The organism is Actinomadura kijaniata, assembly GCF_014138665.1.
In the GTDB taxonomy this organism is placed as follows: Bacteria; Actinomycetota; Actinomycetes; order Streptosporangiales; family Streptosporangiaceae; genus Spirillospora; species Spirillospora kijaniata.
Genome location: NZ_JACJIA010000001.1, coordinates 1,097,664 through 1,113,636 on the forward strand (window position 1 = coordinate 1,097,664; position 15,973 = coordinate 1,113,636).

A 15,973-nucleotide genomic window follows, 5' to 3' on the forward strand; every position below is an offset into this window, starting at 1 on the left:
CTGTGTAGATCTCTGCAGAACTGCGGAGATCCATTACGATCCGGGCGTGGACTTCGCAGCCGCGCTTCGCGAGGCCCTCCAGGGCAGCGGCCTGACCCTGGAACGGGTCCGGCACCGTCTGGCCCAGCGCGGCCTGACCGTCAGCGTCGCGACCCTCAGCTACTGGCAGCGGGGCCGCAGCAGGCCCCGGTCCCGCACGGTCGTCGCCGCGCTGGAGGAGATCCTCCAGGTGCCGCCGGGCGCGCTGGTCGCGCTGCTGGACGGCCGCGCGCCCGAGGCCGCCGAGCTGTGGCCGGACCCGGTCGCCTACGCCGGGGCGGTGGGCGAGCTGGACCGCTCCGGCGAGCACCGGCTGGAGCGGATCAGCGCCCACGACCTGCACCTGCTCGGCCCCGACCGGCGGCCCCGCGCGCTGCGCGTCCGGGAGGTGCTGCGCGCCACCGGCGACGACGTGGACCGGGTGGTGTGCGTGCACCCGGCGGGCGGCGACACGACCGCCGCCCGGCTGACCGAGCTGCGGTTCTGCCGGGCCGGGCGGATCCGGTCCGGGGGCGGGCTGGTGGCGTTCGAGCTGGTCTTCGACCGGGTGCTGGGCGCCGGGCACACCGCCGTGGTCGAGTACACGCTGACGCTGCCCGGGGACGCGCCGCCCGCCGGGCACTACGAGCGGCGTTTCCCGCGCCCGGTCCGGGACTACCTGGCGGTCGTGCAGTTCGATCCGGGAGCCCTTCCGGCCCGCTGCTACGCCTACTCCGCCGAGACCGGGATCGCGGCCCGGGAGCGGATCGGCGAGCTGTGGGTCGGCGCGTCCGGCGGCGCCCACCTGGTGATGCCGGACGTGCGGCGCGGGATCGTCGGGCTGGAGTGGGAGTGGGAATGAAGTTCAACTTTGATTTCAGAACCCCCAGAAAGCGTTGATTTCGCCCATACTTCGCAACCAAGATCGCATCGTCGCTCGTCCCCCGCATCCCCAGGAGCAACGATGAGACGCCCGCTTCGCCTCGCCCTCCCCGTCGGCGCCGTCGCCCTGTCGGCCGCCCTCGGCGGCACCGCCCTCGCGGCCGAACCCCCCGCCCCCGGCGTCAAGGTCACCCACGCGGCCCCCGGCCAGGGTGTCGACGGCCAGTACATCGTCACGCTCAAGCCGGGCGTGTCGGTCGGCTCGACCGTCTCCAGGACCAAGGTGCGGACCCTGCACCGCTACGGCAAGGCGCTCAACGGCTTCGCCGCCCGCCTGACCTCCGCCCAGCTCGCCAGGCTCCGCACCACCCCCGGGGTCGCCGCCATCGAGCAGGACGGCGTCGTACGGGCCTCCGAGACCCAGAGCAACCCCCCGTCGTGGGGCCTGGACCGCATCGACCAGGCGCGGCTGCCCCTGTCGAGCAGCTACACCTACAACAGCCGGGGCGCGGGCGTGAACGCCTACGTCATCGACACCGGCATCGCCGCGAGCCACTCCGACTTCGGCGGGCGGGCCAGCAACGTCTACGACGCGCTCGGCGGCAACGGCAACGACTGCAACGGCCACGGCACCCACGTCGCCGGAACGGTCGGCGGCGCCCGCCACGGCGTCGCCAAGTCGGTGAACCTGCGCGGCGTCCGCGTCCTGGACTGCAACGGCTCGGGCAGCTGGTCGCAGGTCATCGCGGGCATGGACTGGGTCGCCCGCAACCACGTCAAGCCCGCCGTCGCGAACCTGTCGCTGGGCGGCGGCTACTCCAGCTCCGTCAACGCCGCCGCCGACCGGCTGGCCAACGCCGGCGTGTCCGTCGCGGTCGCCGCGGGCAACGAGAACACCAACGCCTGCAACCGCTCGCCCGCCAGCGCCGCCAACGTCATCACCGTCGCCGCCAGCACCCGCACCGACGCCAAGGCGTCCTACAGCAACTACGGCTCCTGCGTCGAGCTGTACGCGCCCGGCAGCGCCATCACCTCCACCTGGCTGAACGGCGGCACCAACACCATCAACGGCACCTCCATGGCCAGCCCGCACGTCGCGGGCGTCGCCGCCCTCTACAAGGCCACCAACGGGGACGCGTCCTACGGCACGATCCGCTCCTGGATCGTCTCCCGCGCCTCCTCGGGCGTCATCACCGGCAACCCGAGCGGTACCCCCAACCTCCTGCTGAACACCGGCGGCCTGTAACCCCGGGGAAACGAGGGTCCCACGCGCCTTTCCCGAGGTCGCGTGGGACCTTTGTCACTGTTCGCGGGCTCTTGGAATTGTGGGCCATTGGCCTTACAGTGAGCGCTGAGATCGCAAGAGTGTCTGTCAGGGCCGCTGCGGGGGTCGGCCGGAGTCGGATCCGGAGGCCGCTTTGCAAAGCGTCACGGAGGAGGACCTCCTCCAGATGCTGCAGTACGGTCCGTTCAACGTCGCACTGCACGCGGCGATCCAGGCCCGCGGATTCAGCCTGGAGACCCTGCGCCGCCGCCTGGAGGAGCAGGGCATCACGGTCAGCCTCTCCACGCTCAGCTACTGGCAGCGCGGGCGCACCCGTCCCGAACGCGCCGACTCGCTGCGCGCGGTGCGCGGCCTGGAGGTCATCCTCGAACTGCCGCGCCACTCCCTGCTGACCCTGCTGCGCCCCTCGGCCGAACGCGCGGCGGGCCCGTGGCTGCCGCTGGAGGAGCTGGTCCCCGAGCCGAGCGTCCGCGACCTGCTGGACGAGATCGGCGACCCCGGCGACCGCCAGCTCACCGGCCTCAGCCTCCACGACCAGTACATCATCGGCCCGACCCGGGCCCTCACCGAGATCCGCACCCGCACGGTGTTCCAGGCCCAGCAGCGCGGTGTGGACCGCTGGGTGGCGGTCTACCACCACCCGCTCGGCCTGCTGCCCCGCTCGCGCACCGCGCGCGGCTGCCGGTTCGGCCGGGTCCGGATGGACGAGTCCAGCGGGCTGATCGCCGCCGAGCTGCTGTTCGACCGCGCCCTGTCCCGGGGCGAGACCTACCTGCTCGAATACGGCTTCGCCTTCGACGAGAACGGCCCGGCGGTCAACGAGGAGGGGCGCGGCTTCCACACCCCGCAGCACGAGTACCTGATCGAGGTGCTCTTCGACCCGGCGGCGCTGCCCGCCCGCTGCTACCGCACGTGGCGGCCGGACGCCCAGACGGCGCTGAAGGACTCCGCCGACCTGCGCCTGTCCAGCTACCACAGCGTGCACTTCATCGAGTTCGGCATGGCCGCCGGATATCACGGCATCCGCTGGGAGTGGGACTGAGGAGCACGACGATCGTCGATCGTCCGATGTGCTGGTTTTTCCGCGCGTCAGGTGGTGCTTGACGGTCTCGGGGTGATGCGGGTGGCCTCCGGAGCCAACGGACGGCGGCACGCCGGCCCGGCCGCCGAGGACGACGGGGGCGGCGAGCTGAGCATCCGCCTGGCCTCCGACGTGCTGTTCGCCACCGACCGGGCCGACCTCAACGCCACCGCCCGGCAGACCCTGGCCGCGGTCGCCAGGAAGATCGACGCGTCGCCGGGCGGCACCGTCCGGATCGACGGGCACACCGACGGCACCGGGAACGACGCCGTCAACGACCCGCTGTCCCGGCGCCGCGCCGACGCCGTCCGCGGCGCGCTCGGCGGGCTGGTGACCCGCGGGGGCGTGACGTTCCGGGCACGGGGCCACGGCTCGGACGCGCCCGTCGCCTCCAACGGGACCGAGGCCGGGCGCGCCAAGAACCGCCGGGTCACCGTCACCTTCGCCCGCCCCGCCGCGCGGCCCACCGCCCCCGAACCCGCCGCGACGCCCGCCGCCCTGCGGGAGCCGTGGCCGCTCCCGGTGCTGGGACGCGCGCCGATCGACGCCGCGCCGATCGACGCCGCGCCGATCGACGCCGCGCCGCCCGGCACCGGCACCGGGCCGGGCACCGCCTGGCCCAAGCGGGGCCAGGTCGAGATCAACCGCCTGGAACGCGACGCGTCCGGCTACGCGACCCTCGTCTGGACGGTCGACAACGCCGACCCCGGCACCACCCTGGATCCGTCCTTCATGTCCGACCGGAACGGCGTCTACCGGGGATCGAGCACCAGCGGCGTCGTGCTGGCGGCGGGCGACCGCCGGATCCGGGCGGTCCGCGACGCGACCGGCCGCACCGTCGGGGCCCCCGACCTCGACTCCTACGGACCGGCCGGGCACTTCAGGGTGGAGGGCGGGGACACCCGGCCGTTCTGGGCGATGTTCAAGGCCCCCGCCGACGTCACGTCCGTCACGGTCGAGATCCCCGGCTACCGCGCCGTCCCGAACGTCCCCGTCGGCCGAGGCGCCCGGCCGCGGCGGCTACCGGACCAGCAGTCCCAGCAGGCGTTCCAGGTCGGCGGCGGGATCGTCGGTGAGGCCCGCGTGGACCGGGCCCGGCTGGACGATCGTGCTGCGCGGCGCGGTCAGCCAGCGGAACCGCGAGCCCTGGGACTCCGTCGCCGCCTGGCCCGCCCGCTCGCCGCCGCAGCACACCCCGGCGACGCCGCGCAGCGCGGCGCGCACGCCGTCCAGGTCCAGCGTCGGGTCGAGGGCGCGCAGGCGCTCCTCGTCCAGGTGGGTGCGGCAGTCCAGGTACTCCAGGGCGCGGCAGTAGACGACCACGCCGACGTTCATGCACTCGCCGCGCTCCAGCCGGGGGACGACCCGCAGCGCCGCGTACTCGAACACCTTCCGCTCGGCGTCCGGAAGAATGTTGGTCCTGCTCATGCGGGGCCTCCGAGCCATCCCGGCCGCTTCTCGCCGCGCCGCGAGGCGGTGTCGGGCCTGCGCCCGCTGACGTCGAGTTCGGGCAGCCAGTCGCGGGGCGCGCCGACGCGTTCGGTGAGGATCTCCACGTACGCCTCGCGGACGGCGTCCGGGCCGTCGAAGCCCGGCTCGTCCGCCAGCCACCGGTCGGGCACGTCCGCGACGATCTCCCGCAGCAGCCCTTCGGTGATCTGCGGGGCGAACTCGGCCTCGGCGGCCTCCAGCTCGGTGGCCCACGGCGTCAGCACGTGGTCGTCCACGTCGTAGGGGCCCGCGAACAGCTTCCGGGCGTTGGCCCACGCGTGGTGGAAGATCAGGCTGGCGCCGTGGTCGATGAGCCAGACGTCCCGGTGCCACACGAGCATGTTCGGGTTGCGCCAGCTGCGGTCGACGTTGCCGACGAACGCGTCGAACCACAGCACGCGCGAGGCGAACGCCGCGTCGGTCCGCCATCCGAGGGGGTCGAAGCCGAGCGCGCCGGGCAGGAAGTCCACGCCGAGGTTCCAGCCGGTGCTGGCCTTGAGCAGGTCCTGCACGTCGGGGTCGGGCTCGTGCCGCCCGATGACCGGGTCCAGCTCCAGCAGCACCAGGTCGGGGGTGCGGAACCCCAGCCGCCGCGCCAGGCCGCCCGCGACGATCTCGGCGACCAGCGCCTTGCGGCCCTGCCCGGCCCCGGTGAACTTCATGACGTAGGTGCCCAGGTCGTCGGCCTCGACGACGCCCGGCAGCGACCCGCCCTCACGCAGCGGGGTCACGTACCGGATGGCGGTGACTAGCGGTAGCACCCGATCACGCTACCGGACCCCGCGCCGGGACATGATGGGGGCATGGACCTGGTGGACCTGACGCATCCGATCACGACGGGCATGCCCGTGTACCCGGGGGACCCGGAGGTGGAGATCGCGCCCGCGCTGAGCGCCCCGGCGGACGGGGTGAACGTCCGGGCGGTGCACATGGGCTCGCAGACGGGGACGCACGTGGACGCGCCGTTCCACATCGACGACGGCCTGCCGCGCCTGGACGAGCTGCCGCTGACGCGGTTCCTCGGGCGGGCCGTGCTGCTGGACGCCCGCGACGCCGCGCCGCGCACGCCGCTCGGGCCCGAGCGGCTGCCCGGCGGGCTGGGGCCGGGGACGGTCCTGCTGATCGCCACCGGCTGGTCCCGGCACTGGGGGACCGACGGGTACCCGGCCCACCCCTACCCGTCCCCGGAGCTGGCCGAGGCGGCCCTCGCGGCCGGGGTCCGCACGGTCGGCCTGGACACGCTGAGCGCCGACCGCACCCCGCCGCCGGGGGACGCGGACTTCTCCCTGGACACCCACCGGGTCCTGCTCACCGCCCACGCCGTGATCGTCGAGAACCTCACGAACCTGGAGACCCTGCTGGACGCCGGCGGGGAGGCCGAGGTCTCGCTGTTCCCGATGCGGCTCCGGGACGACGGCGCCCCCGTCCGCGCCGTGGCGCGCGTGCGCTGAGGGCCCCGCCCCGGCTCAGTGGCCCGCGGTGTACGCGTCGAGTTCGGCCAGGTAGGCGTCCTTGACCGGCCGCGGCAGCCAGGCGATCTCGAACGCGTTGCGCTGGAGCCGCGCGACCTCGTCGCGGGTCAGGTCCAGCTCCCGCTGGACGGCCCGCACGTTCTCGGTCACATAGCCCCCGAAGTAGGCCGGGTCGTCGGAGTTGACGGTCACCCGCAGGCCGAGGTCGAGCATCCGCCGGACCGCGCCGGCCTTCAGGTCGCCGGCGACGAAGCCGTTGGAGATCGGGCACACGGTGAACCCGAGCCCGCGCCGCGCGATCTCGGCGGTCAGCGCCTCGTCCTCCAGCGCGTTCGTCCCGTGGTCGATCCGGTCCACCCCGATCACCTCCAGGCACTGCCGGATGTGCTCGTGGGTGCCCGGCTGGTCCACGTCGCAGTGCGCGGTGATCATGTAGCCCTCCCGGCGGGCCCGCGCGAAGACCTCCGCGAACTTCACCGGCGGGTTGCCGCGCTCGTCGGAGTCCAGCCCGACGCCCACGATCCACTCCCGGTACGGCAGCGACTCCATCAGGGTGGCCATGGCGTACTCGGCGGAGAAGTCGCGCAGGAAGCACATGATGAGCTGGGCGCGGACCCCCAGCAGGCGTTCGGCGTCCATGACCGCCCGCCGCAGGCCCCGGATCACGATGTCGAACGGCACGCCCCGCGACGTGTGCGCCTGCGGGTCGAAGAAGATCTCCGCGTACCGCACGTTCTGCTCGGCGGCCCTGGTCAGGTAGGCATGGGCCAGGTCGTGGAAGTCCGGTTCGGTCCGGAGCACCCGCATGCTCTCGTAGTAGCCGACCAGGAACGACGAGAGGCTGTCGAAGGTGTAGGCGTCGCGGGCCTCCGCCACGGTCCGGTACGGCATCTCGACGCCGTTGCGCTCGGCCAGCGCCATCTTCAGCTCCGGTTCGAGCGTGCCCTCGATGTGCAGGTGCAGCTCGCACTTGGGCATCCCCGCGATGAAGTCGTCCACGACCCCGCCCCCGTCCTCGTCCGCGCCGGTCGCCGCATCCGGTTCCTCTCCGCGCCCGGAACCGCCGAAACGCCGCGTCCGGGCGGCCGCCCGGACGCGGCGCCGTCACATCTTCGCGATGACCTCGTCGGCGAAGCGCTCCATCGTGGCCAGCTTCAGCGGCAGGGTCCGGTGGCCGTGCCGCTCCTTCTCCGCGGGCGTCGCCAGCCACCAGGGGGCCGCCATGGTCGCGGTCACGCCCCGGTCCGCCCACTTCCGGTAGAGATCGGCGGACGGCATCGCCGCGATGGGGGCGACGACGTCCAGGTCCTCCAGGATCCGGCCGTGCTCGGCCAGGAAACCGGACAGGCGGCGCAGCAGCGCCTCCAGCTCGTCCTCGGGATAGACGCGGTTGCCGATCCAGCCGTCACCGACGCGCGCCGCCCGGCGCAGGGCCGCGTCGCTGTCGCCGCCGACATAGACCGGGATCGGCCGGGCGGGCACCGGGGCGATGGACAGGGGCGGGAAGTCGTAGTGCTCCCCGTGGTGCTCCACCGGTCCGCCCCGCCACAGCGCGCGCAGGGCCGGGATCATCTCGTCCAGGCGCCTGCCGCGCGTGCGGAAGTCCTGGCCGGTCTGCCGGAACTCGTCCTCGCACCAGCCCACGCCCACGCCGAACGTCACCCGGTCGCCCGACAGCGCCGCCGCCGTGGACACCGCCTTGGCCACCGTGAACAGGTCGCGGGCCGGGGCGACGTAGACGTTGGTGGCGAAGCGGACCCGCTCGGTGGACGCCGCCATCGCGCCGATCGTCACCCAGGCGTCCGGCCAGTGCGTGTCCGGCTTGTACGGGGGCGCGCCCGTGTCGCTGTAGGGGTAGGGCGCCTGGTAGTCGGTGTAGAAGATGTGGTCCGACACCGCGACGGTGTCGTAGCCGAGACGGTCGGCCGCACGGGCGAGCGGAACGAACTCGCCCGTGGGCACGAACGCGGCGCCGAGCCAGAACCGCACCGGATCAGTCCTGGAACTCGGGGATGACCTTGGTGGCGAACAGCTCCAGGTTGCGCTTGACCGTGTCGAGCGGCAGCACCCCCTGCTGTCCCTGCATGAACAGGCCGAACCACTCCAGGTCGGGCATCCGGTCCAGCATCCGCTGGATGCCGCGCTTGACGTCGTCCGGGCCGCCGATCAGCGCCATCTCCACCTCGGACATGCGCTTGAAGTCGCCCTTCTCCGGGGAGATCGGCTTGTGCCGGTCGTCCTCCTTGGTGCGCAGCACCTCCAGGTAGCCGAACGGCCCGAAGAACGACGCGAAGTCCTTCTGCATGCCCTGGCCGTAGGTGGCGATGGCCTCCTCCTTGGTGTCGGCCATCCCCACGATCTTCAGGATGCCGGTGTGCTCGCCGAGCCTGTAGTCCCGGCCCTGCTTGGCGCACTCCTCCTGGTAGAGCTTGGCCTTGGCCGCGTGGTCGTCGGGGTTGGGGGTGAACATCCAGGGCATGATGCCCTCCTGCGCCGCCCGGATCACCGAGCGGTCCGACACCGTGAACGGCTGCCACAGCTCCGGGTGCGGCGACTGGTAGGGCTTGGGGCACACCGAGACCGACCGGATCACGCCGTCGTCGTCGATCTCGCCGGGCGCCCCGAACGTCCTGGTCCACTCCTGCGCGGGCCAGCCCTCGATCCCGTCGAACGGCGCGGGGATCTCGTAGTCCAGCACGTCGCTCCTGTAGCGCAGGGTGTCCTGCTCCCACGCCATCTTCATGATCTTCAGCACCTCGCCGAAGACGTCGAAGTTGCGGTCGTCGGACTTGGAGCCGTCGGACCGGGCGGCGGCGGCGTGCCAGCGCTGGCCGAGCACGTTGGCCCAGCGCGCCTGGTAGCCGCGCGCCACGCCGAGGCGCAGCCGCCCCTGGGAGAAGTGGTCCAGCAGCGCCACGTCCTCGGCGGCGCGGATCGGGTCCCAGGTCGGCAGCACCAGGCCGAGGGGGGCCAGCAGGATGCGCTCGGTGCGGGCGGCCAGGTCGGTGAGGAACATCAGCGGGTTGACCGAGAACTCGAAGCCCTCGGAGTGGAAGTGGTGCTCGGTCATCATGAGCGCGTCGAAGCCGATGCGGTCGGCGTGCACGGCGATCTCGCGCACCTCGTGCAGCAGCTTCTGGTACGACTCGACGTCGCGGCCGATGGGCCGTCGGGTCCTGGCGTTCTCCTCGGCCGCCCAGCCGGAGCCGGGGATCTGCGGATTGAGGAAGATGGCGAACTTCACGCGGAGATCTCCTTGTCGACTTCGTCGAGCCACTGGGTGACGACGAGCAGGAACTCGGCCGGCCGCTCGGCGTGCAGCCGGTGCCCGCCGCCCGGCCACGCTTCGGCGCGGGAGGCGGGATGCTTGAACAGGCCGTTCTCCCACGCGGCGGAGGCCGCCTGGACGGCCGACCAGCACGACAGCACGGGGCAGTCGCGGCGGGCCAGGTAGGCGTCGGAGGCGGGGCGCGCGCCGAACTGGCCGTCGCCCTCGTACATGCCCGCGAACGCCTGCGCGAGCGCCCGCGGGGACGTGGCCAGGATCTTGCGGCGGTGCCACTCGCGCAGCCAGCCGGGGGAGGCCGGGGTGTAGCACCAGCGGTCGTTGGCGAGCGCGACCGGGTACGGGTCGCCGCTGCGCAGCCCCTCGATCATCCGCGGGAACAGGGCGGCGACCTCCGGCGGCTGCCCGTAGCCGGGGTCCACGCAGACCAGGGCCGCCACGCGGCCGGGGTGCTCGACGGCCAGCGCGCTGACCACCAGCGCGCCCATCGAGTGGCCGAACGCGACCACCCGCTCCACGCCCAGGTGGTCCAGCAGCGCCGCCAGGTCGTTCGCCAGGTCGCGGGGCCGGTAGCCGCGCTCGGGGGCCGAGGAGTGGCCGTGCCCGCGCAGGTCGGGGGCGATGACGCGGTGGCCGCGCGCGACCAGGTCGGGGATGTGGAACGCCCAGTCGTGCGAGTCGGCCCCGAACCCGTGGACCAGCAGCAGCGGCGTGCGCGTGGCGCCCTCCCGCGGCGCGTCGTCGGTGTGGAACAGGCGCACCTCACCCAGGTCGGCGAACGCCATGGGGTGGCCTCCCTCCGGCCGCCGGACTTGCTGAACAAGCGCACGCTACATCAATGCGCGCTTACCGAGCAATCGCTTGGTAGTCTCGCGGGGCGGGAGTTCGCGGAGGAAGGGGCGGCCGGATGCGGCTCGGGATCACGATGTTCACCACCGACCGGACGATGCCGGTGCACGACCTGGCCAGAGAGGCCGAGGACCGGGGGTTCGCCTCGCTCTACATCCCCGAGCACACCCACATCCCGGTCTCCCGGCGGACGCCCCCGCCGACGGGTGTCGAGGTGCTGCCGGAGGAGTACGGGCGCACGCCCGACCCGTTCGTCGCGCTCGCGGCCGCCGCCGCGCTCACCGGCACGATCCGCCTGGGGACCGGCGTGTGCCTGCCCGCCCAGCGCGACCCGATCGTCACCGCCAAGGCCGTCGCCACCCTCGACCGGGTCTCCGGCGGGCGGTTCACGCTGGGGGTCGGCTACGGCTGGAACGCCGAGGAGGCCGCCGACCACGGCGTCCCCTGGAAGCGGCGGCGCGCGATGACCCGCGAGCACGTGCTGGCCATGCGCGAGCTGTGGGAGCGCGAGGAGGCGTCGTTCGCGGGGGAGTTCGTGGCGTTCGAGGCGTGCTGGTCGTGGCCCAAGCCGGCCGGGCGCGTGCCGGTCCTGCTCGGCGGCGCGGCCGGGCCGACGCTGTTCTCCCACATCGCCGAGTACGGGGACGGGTGGATGCCGATCGGCGGCGCGGGCCTCCGCGAGGCGCTGCCCGCGCTGCGCGAGGCGTGCGCGGCGGCGGGCCGGGAGGGGGTGGAGGTGGTCCCGTTCGGGACGCTGCCGACCCCGGGCAAGCTGGACCACTACGCCGGGCTCGGCGTCACGGAGGTGGTGCTGCGCGTGCCCGCCGGGGACCGGGAGGCGGTGCTGCCCGTCCTCGACGACTACGCGGGAGCCTACCTGTGACCGCTAGCGGACCATCCGGAAGCAGAAGAACGTGGGGAAGCGGTAGAACTGCCCCTTCCCCGACCTCAGCGCGCCGAGCACGATGAACACCCACTGCCCGATGACCGCGTTCAGGTAGGCGGGCGCGATGAGGACGAACCACGCCGGGTGCTCGGTGACCGCGAACGGCACCAGCGCCACCGCGAGCGACGCCAGCAACTGGATCAGCATGGTGAGCTGGTAGTTCACCATCTGGGCCGCGTGGAAGCGGATGAACGACGACTCGTGCCTCTTGACGAAGTAGATGACCAGCGCGGGGATGAAGCCCGCGAGGATCGCGCCGAGGTAGGCGAACATCGCCCAGGTGAGGTCGTTGGGGTTGACCGGTCCCTGGGGGCCGTACGGCCCGTTCGGCACGCCGGGCGGACCGTAACCCCACCTCGGGTCGTAGCCCCCGCCGGGCGGCGGCCCGTATCCGGGGGGAGGCCCGTACCCGGGCGGCGGTCCGTCTCCGGGAGGCGGCGGCGTGCCGGGCGCCTGCCCGTAGGGCGAGTGGTGGGGCGGCGGCTGGTCGGCGGGACCGGGCGGCGGGGGAGGCGTGTCGGTCACAGGGGTTCCTATCGCTCCGGTGGGAGAACACGCAGGAATCTACTGGAAGGGGCGGACACCGCGCGCGACCCGCCGTGGCGGCGGCTGGTGTTCGACGTTGCGATACCGCAAGATTCCGGATGTCCCTACCATGATCGGGATATCGCCGGTCCGGTCCTCGTCAGTCGGGAGAAGCCCATGACACTGGTCGACGCGCTGCGCGCCGGGGACCCCGAGCGGCTGGGCGCCTACCGGCTGACCGGACGGCTCGGCGAGGGCGGGCAGGGCACCGTGTATCTGGGCGAGTCCCCCGAGGGCGCGCCGGTGGCGGTGAAGCTGCTGCGCGCCGGGCTCGGGCACGACCCCGTGGTGCGCGGCCGGTTCCTGCGGGAACTGGAGACCGCCAAGCGGGTCGCGCGGTTCTGCACGGCGGCGGTGCTGGACGCCGAGGTGGAGGGCGACCGCCCGTTCATCGTCAGCGAGTACGTGCCGGGCCCGTCGCTGAGCCGGGTGGTGCGGGAGCGGGGGCCGCTGCGCGACGGCGCGCTGGAACGCCTGGCCGTCGGCACCGCGACCGCGCTGACCACCATCCACCAGGCCGGGATCGTGCACCGCGACCTCAAGCCGCACAACGTCCTGATGGGCCCCGACGGGCCGCGCGTCATCGACTTCGGCATCGCCCGCGCCCTGGACAGCGCCACGCTCACCTCCTCCGGTGCGGTCGGCACCCCCGCCTACATGGCCCCCGAGCAGGTGCGGGGCGAGGCGGCGGGCCCGGCGTCCGACGTGTTCGCCTGGGCCTCGACGCTGGTGTTCGCCTCCTGCGGGCGGCCGCCGTTCGGGTCCGACGCCCTGCACGTCGTGATGTTCCGGATCACCGACGGGGAGCCCGACCTGGGCACGCTCACCGGGACGCTGCGCGCCCTGGCGGCGCGCTGCCTGGACAAGGACCCGGCGCGGCGGCCCACAGCCGCGGAGGTGCTGCGGACCCTGATGGGCGACACCGAGGCCACGCGTCCGGCGGCTCCCCCCGAGCCCGTCGCCGCACCGGTGCGGCGACGGCGTTCGCGGCGGCCCCTCGCGGTGGCGGCGGCCCTGCTGGTCGCGGCGGGCGCCGCCACCGCCGCCACGGTGGCCCTCACCCAGCGGGACGACACGAGGCCCGACCGGTCCGCCGCGAACGGCGGCCCGCTCACCGTCCCGACCGCGTTCACGGGCGAGTGGAGCGGGACCGGACGGCAGAGCGACGGCAAGCCCATTCGGGTGATCCTGCACCTGACCGCCGGGGACGGGCCCGGGAGGATCACCTATCCCGACCAGAACTGCTCGGGCGAGGTCCGGCTGCTCGGGACGGGCCAGGCGCTGACGTTGCGCGAGCACATCACCCAGGGCGCCGAACGGTGTGTCGACCAGGGCACGATCACCCTGACCCCGGACCGGGAACGGCTGCGCTTCCAGTACAACGGCAGCGAGAAGGGCCAGACCTGGGCGGTGGTCGGCTCGCTCAGTCGAACACGATGACCGAGCGGGCCACCGCGCCCGAGCGCACGTGCCGGACCGCGTCGTTGACCTCGTCGAGGGGGACGCGCTCGGAGACCAGCCCCTCCAGGTTGAGGCGGCCGGTGCGGTACAGCTCCACCAGCGTCGGCAGGTCGCGGGCGGGGTGGGCGTCGCCGCCCTGGGTGCCCATCAGGCGGCGCGACCCGAACAGCAGCCCCGGCGGGATCTCCAGGTTCCGCCCGGCGGCGGGGCTGCCCACCATGACGGTCGTGCCGCCCGGCTGGGTCGCCGCGAACGCCTTCGTCAGCACCTCCGGGACGCCGGTCACGTCGAACGCGTAGTCCACGCCGCCCCGCACGATCCCGCCCACCTGCTTCGGCAGGTCGTCGGCCGGCAGCGTGTGGGTGGCGCCGAACTCCTCGGCCAGCTTCAGCTTCGACTCCACCAGGTCGGCGGCGATGATCGTGGTGGCCCCGGCCAGCACCGCGCCCTGGACGACGTTGAGGCCGACGCCGCCGCAGCCCACCACCAGCACGCTGGAGCCGGGCTCGACGCGCGCGGTGTTGAGGACCGCGCCGACACCGGTCACCACGCCGCAGGCGGTCAGCGCGAGCAGGTCCAGCGGCGCGTTCGGCGCGACCCGGACGCACATGGCCTCGGCGACCACCGCCTTCTCGGCGAACGCGCCGATCCCGATGTAGGGCCGCACCACCTCGTCCCCGGCCGACAGCCGGGTGGTGCCGTCGGCCATCAACCCCATGATCGCCGCCATCCGGGCCCGGTCGCCGCACAGGTGGGAGCGGCCGCGCGCGCAGTTGCGGCAGCGTCCGCAGGGGCCGTTCATGGCGATGATGACGTGGTCGCCGGGCCGGACGGAGACCACGCCGGGCCCGGTCCGCTCCACCACCCCCGCGCTCTCGTGGCCGAGCACGCACGGCAGGTGCGTCACCACCGGGCTCTTGCCGTCGATGGCCTTCAGGTCCGAGCCGCACACGCCGGAGGCGGCCACCCTCACCAGCACCTCGCCGGGCCCGGGGTCCTGGACCGCCACCTCGGCGACCCGGAGGGGCGCCCCGTACTCCCGCAGCAGCGCCGCCCGCATCGTCGTGCCCGTCACGTCGCACCCTCCCGTCGCCCGGAACACGGCCACGCTAGCACCAAGCAATTGCTTGGTATAGGGGGTCACCGGGGGGTTCGGGCCGTTGACACCGTCTCGGCGGCGAACTTACGCTCACGCCCAAGCGAGCGCTAGGTCACCTCGGGGCCTGCCCCCTCACCCTGCCGGAGGCGCGACATGCATCCATCCCCCATCCGTTCCCGGCTGTCGGGGGCGGCGTCCCTCGGCCTCGCCGTGAGCCTGACCGCCGGGCTCGTGTCCGCCTGCGCCACCGGCAACGAGGCCGGTGGAGGCGGCGGGACCGCCGGGGTGACCGGGACGACGGTCAGGGTCGGCGGGGTGCTCACCGTCACCAGCGCCACCGGCTACTCCACCGGCGGCGCGCGCCTCGGCGCCAAGGCCCGCTTCGACCGCGCCAACGCCGAGGGCGGCGTGCACGGCCGCACCATCGAGTTCATCGGCGTCGAGGACGACGGCATGACCCCCGACAAGGGCGCGGCGGCCGCCAGGAAGCTGGTGCAGAAGGAGAAGGTCTTCGCGGTGCTGCCGGTCAGCGCCCCGCAGTTCGGCGGCGCGGAGTTCCTGGAACAGCAGAAGGTGCCGTGGCTGGGCTGGGCGACCGGGCCGTTCTGGTGCGGCAAGCAGAGCGCGTTCGGGTTCAACGGCTGCCTGGCACCCAAGCCCGGCCAGGGCACCCAGACCTGGTGGGGCCACCAGGTCGCCGCCCAGCTCGGCGGGGCCAAGGGCCGGACGGCCTGGGTCCAGGCCACCGACTCCACCGCCAGCAAGTACGCGTTGCAGACGATCGGGAAGTCGTTCACCGCCGCCGGGTTCGCCCTGGCGGGCACCTCGGCCGCGCTGCCCGCCCAGGCCCCGCCGCAGGACTGGTCGCCCTATGTCAACAAGATCATGAAGAGCGCGGGCGGGAAGGCCCCCGACGTCGTGGTCTCGGTCATGGCGGGCGGCAAGTTCAACTCCGGCCTGTACGCGGCGCTGAAGAAGGCCGGGTACAAGGGCCTCATCACCGACGCGACCTCCTACGACCCCAAGGTGCTGGCCGACCCGCAGACCCGCGAGGCCCTCGACGGCGTGTACGCCGCCCCGCAGTTCGAGCCCTACGAGTCCGACGCCCCCGACGTCACGCGGATGAAGGACGACCTGCGCAGGGCGGGCGTCACCCAGTTCGACCAGCACGCCGCCACCGGCTACTGGTCGGCCGACGTGTTCCTCAAGATGCTGGAGAAGACCGGCAAGGACCTCACCCGTGAGAAGTTCTTCGCCGCGACACAGGACTTCGGCTACGAGAACAAGGGCTTCGGCCGCATCCGCTTCCCCTCCGGCAAGACCGAGTCCAACGGCTGCGGCGCGCTCGTGAGGCTCCAGGGCGACAGGTTCACCATCGCCCAGAACCTCAAGTGCTTCGCCAACACCCCGCTGTGAGCACAGACCATGACGTGCTCATTGCCACGCCTCCGGCACGCCGGGTCTTCCCTCGTCGCTTTCACGATCGCTCGCGGGCTCCCGATCGTGACGTTCCTCAGT

At 73.3% G+C, this 15,973-nt stretch carries 15 protein-coding genes and 1 pseudogene; 8 read left to right on the forward strand and 8 right to left on the reverse strand.

The window, feature by feature from the left end; translation table 11 throughout:
- Positions 1–46 precede the first annotated feature (46 nt).
- The 4 genes and pseudogenes from HNR61_RS05265 to HNR61_RS05280 all read left to right on the forward strand — a co-directional run.
- Positions 47–880 (forward strand): helix-turn-helix domain-containing protein, encoded by an 834-nt coding sequence (locus HNR61_RS05265; RefSeq protein ID WP_182841880.1) that lies wholly within the window; start codon positions 47–49, stop codon positions 878–880.
- A 102-nt stretch (positions 881–982) separates the two neighbouring features.
- The gene (locus HNR61_RS05270; protein ID WP_182841881.1) at positions 983–2,146 is read left to right on the forward strand and encodes a S8 family peptidase; all 1,164 of its coding nucleotides are present in this window, start codon (positions 983–985) and stop codon (positions 2,144–2,146) included.
- A 205-nt stretch (positions 2,147–2,351) separates the two neighbouring features.
- A complete protein-coding gene (locus HNR61_RS05275) occupies positions 2,352–3,227 on the forward strand; it encodes a hypothetical protein (RefSeq protein ID WP_182841882.1) in 876 nt (291 codons plus the stop codon).
- A 75-nt stretch (positions 3,228–3,302) separates the two neighbouring features.
- Positions 3,303–3,632, forward strand: a pseudogene (locus HNR61_RS05280) (OmpA family protein); the annotation flags it as partial.
- Positions 3,633–4,286: 654 nt separating this feature from the next.
- On the opposite strand, the gene HNR61_RS05285 reads toward HNR61_RS05280, so the two are convergent.
- Positions 4,287–4,694: a DUF3037 domain-containing protein gene (locus HNR61_RS05285; protein WP_182841883.1), complete on the reverse strand. Its 408-nt coding sequence runs from the start codon at positions 4,692–4,694 to the stop codon at positions 4,287–4,289.
- Positions 4,691–5,518: a HipA family kinase gene (locus tag HNR61_RS05290; protein WP_182841884.1), complete on the reverse strand. Its 828-nt coding sequence runs from the start codon at positions 5,516–5,518 to the stop codon at positions 4,691–4,693. The genes HNR61_RS05285 and HNR61_RS05290 overlap by 4 nt, the downstream gene beginning before the upstream one ends.
- A 42-nt stretch (positions 5,519–5,560) precedes the next feature.
- On the opposite strand from HNR61_RS05290, the gene HNR61_RS05295 reads away from it, so the two are divergent.
- Positions 5,561–6,208 carry a cyclase family protein gene (locus tag HNR61_RS05295; RefSeq protein ID WP_182841885.1) on the forward strand — a complete coding sequence of 216 codons (648 nt, stop codon included), beginning with the start codon at positions 5,561–5,563 and terminating at the stop codon, positions 6,206–6,208.
- Positions 6,209–6,223: 15 nt separating this feature from the next.
- Here the strand turns inward: HNR61_RS05295 and HNR61_RS05300 are convergent, their stop codons facing one another.
- The 4 genes from HNR61_RS05300 to HNR61_RS05315 form a co-directional block, all read right to left on the reverse strand.
- Positions 6,224–7,228 carry an adenosine deaminase gene (locus HNR61_RS05300; RefSeq protein ID WP_182841886.1) on the reverse strand — a complete coding sequence of 335 codons (1,005 nt, stop codon included), beginning with the start codon at positions 7,226–7,228 and terminating at the stop codon, positions 6,224–6,226.
- 105 nt (positions 7,229–7,333) lie between these two features.
- On the reverse strand, positions 7,334–8,218 hold the full coding sequence (locus HNR61_RS05305) for a TIGR03619 family F420-dependent LLM class oxidoreductase (protein WP_182841887.1): 885 nt from the start codon (positions 8,216–8,218) through the stop codon (positions 7,334–7,336).
- A 4-nt stretch (positions 8,219–8,222) separates the two neighbouring features.
- A complete protein-coding gene (locus HNR61_RS05310) occupies positions 8,223–9,473 on the reverse strand; it encodes an LLM class flavin-dependent oxidoreductase (RefSeq protein ID WP_182841888.1) in 1,251 nt (416 codons plus the stop codon).
- On the reverse strand, positions 9,470–10,300 hold the full coding sequence (locus HNR61_RS05315) for an alpha/beta fold hydrolase (protein ID WP_182841889.1): 831 nt from the start codon (positions 10,298–10,300) through the stop codon (positions 9,470–9,472). Before HNR61_RS05315 ends, HNR61_RS05310 begins: the two co-directional genes overlap by 4 nt.
- 122 nt (positions 10,301–10,422) lie before the next feature.
- Here HNR61_RS05315 and HNR61_RS05320 point away from each other — a divergent pair, with 122 nt between their 5' ends.
- Positions 10,423–11,247, forward strand: a complete 825-nt coding sequence (locus tag HNR61_RS05320; RefSeq protein ID WP_182841890.1) for an LLM class F420-dependent oxidoreductase — start codon at positions 10,423–10,425, stop codon at positions 11,245–11,247.
- 3 nt (positions 11,248–11,250) lie between these two features.
- Here the strand turns inward: HNR61_RS05320 and HNR61_RS49835 are convergent, their stop codons facing one another.
- Entirely contained in the window at positions 11,251–11,835 is a 585-nt protein-coding gene (locus HNR61_RS49835; RefSeq protein ID WP_312897777.1) for a DUF4870 domain-containing protein, read from the reverse strand.
- A 177-nt stretch (positions 11,836–12,012) separates the two neighbouring features.
- On the opposite strand from HNR61_RS49835, the gene HNR61_RS05330 reads away from it, so the two are divergent.
- The gene (locus HNR61_RS05330) at positions 12,013–13,335 is read left to right on the forward strand and encodes a serine/threonine-protein kinase (protein WP_182841891.1); all 1,323 of its coding nucleotides are present in this window, start codon (positions 12,013–12,015) and stop codon (positions 13,333–13,335) included.
- Here the strand turns inward: HNR61_RS05330 and HNR61_RS05335 are convergent.
- Complete coding sequence (locus HNR61_RS05335) at positions 13,319–14,416, reverse strand: zinc-binding dehydrogenase (protein ID WP_182842312.1); 1,098 nt, start codon at positions 14,414–14,416, stop codon at positions 13,319–13,321. The two genes, HNR61_RS05330 and HNR61_RS05335, sit on opposite strands and share 17 nt — an antisense overlap.
- Positions 14,417–14,608: 192 nt before the next feature.
- Here HNR61_RS05335 and HNR61_RS05340 point away from each other — a divergent pair, with 192 nt between their 5' ends.
- Positions 14,609–15,871, forward strand: coding sequence for an ABC transporter substrate-binding protein (locus tag HNR61_RS05340; RefSeq protein ID WP_182841892.1), 1,263 nt, complete (start codon positions 14,609–14,611; stop codon positions 15,869–15,871).
- Positions 15,872–15,973: the final 102 nt, after the last annotated feature.

What these genes read in the sequence shown, in the direction of transcription:
- HNR61_RS05270 (WP_182841881.1), top strand. Translation starts at nt 983, where the DNA reads ATGAGACGCCCGCTTCGCCTCGCCCTCCCCGTCGGCGCCGTCGCCCTG.
- HNR61_RS05275 (WP_182841882.1), top strand. Translation starts at nt 2,352, where the DNA reads ATGCTGCAGTACGGTCCGTTCAACGTCGCACTGCACGCGGCGATCCAG.
- HNR61_RS05285 (WP_182841883.1), bottom strand. Translation starts at nt 4,694, where the DNA reads ATGAGCAGGACCAACATTCTTCCGGACGCCGAGCGGAAGGTGTTCGAG.
- HNR61_RS05295 (WP_182841885.1), top strand. Translation starts at nt 5,561, where the DNA reads ATGGACCTGGTGGACCTGACGCATCCGATCACGACGGGCATGCCCGTG.
- HNR61_RS05315 (WP_182841889.1), bottom strand. Translation starts at nt 10,300, where the DNA reads ATGGCGTTCGCCGACCTGGGTGAGGTGCGCCTGTTCCACACCGACGAC.
- HNR61_RS05320 (WP_182841890.1), top strand. Translation starts at nt 10,423, where the DNA reads ATGCGGCTCGGGATCACGATGTTCACCACCGACCGGACGATGCCGGTG.
- HNR61_RS05330 (WP_182841891.1), top strand. Translation starts at nt 12,013, where the DNA reads ATGACACTGGTCGACGCGCTGCGCGCCGGGGACCCCGAGCGGCTGGGC.
- HNR61_RS05335 (WP_182842312.1), bottom strand. Translation starts at nt 14,416, where the DNA reads ATGCGGGCGGCGCTGCTGCGGGAGTACGGGGCGCCCCTCCGGGTCGCC.
- HNR61_RS05340 (WP_182841892.1), top strand. Translation starts at nt 14,609, where the DNA reads ATGCATCCATCCCCCATCCGTTCCCGGCTGTCGGGGGCGGCGTCCCTC.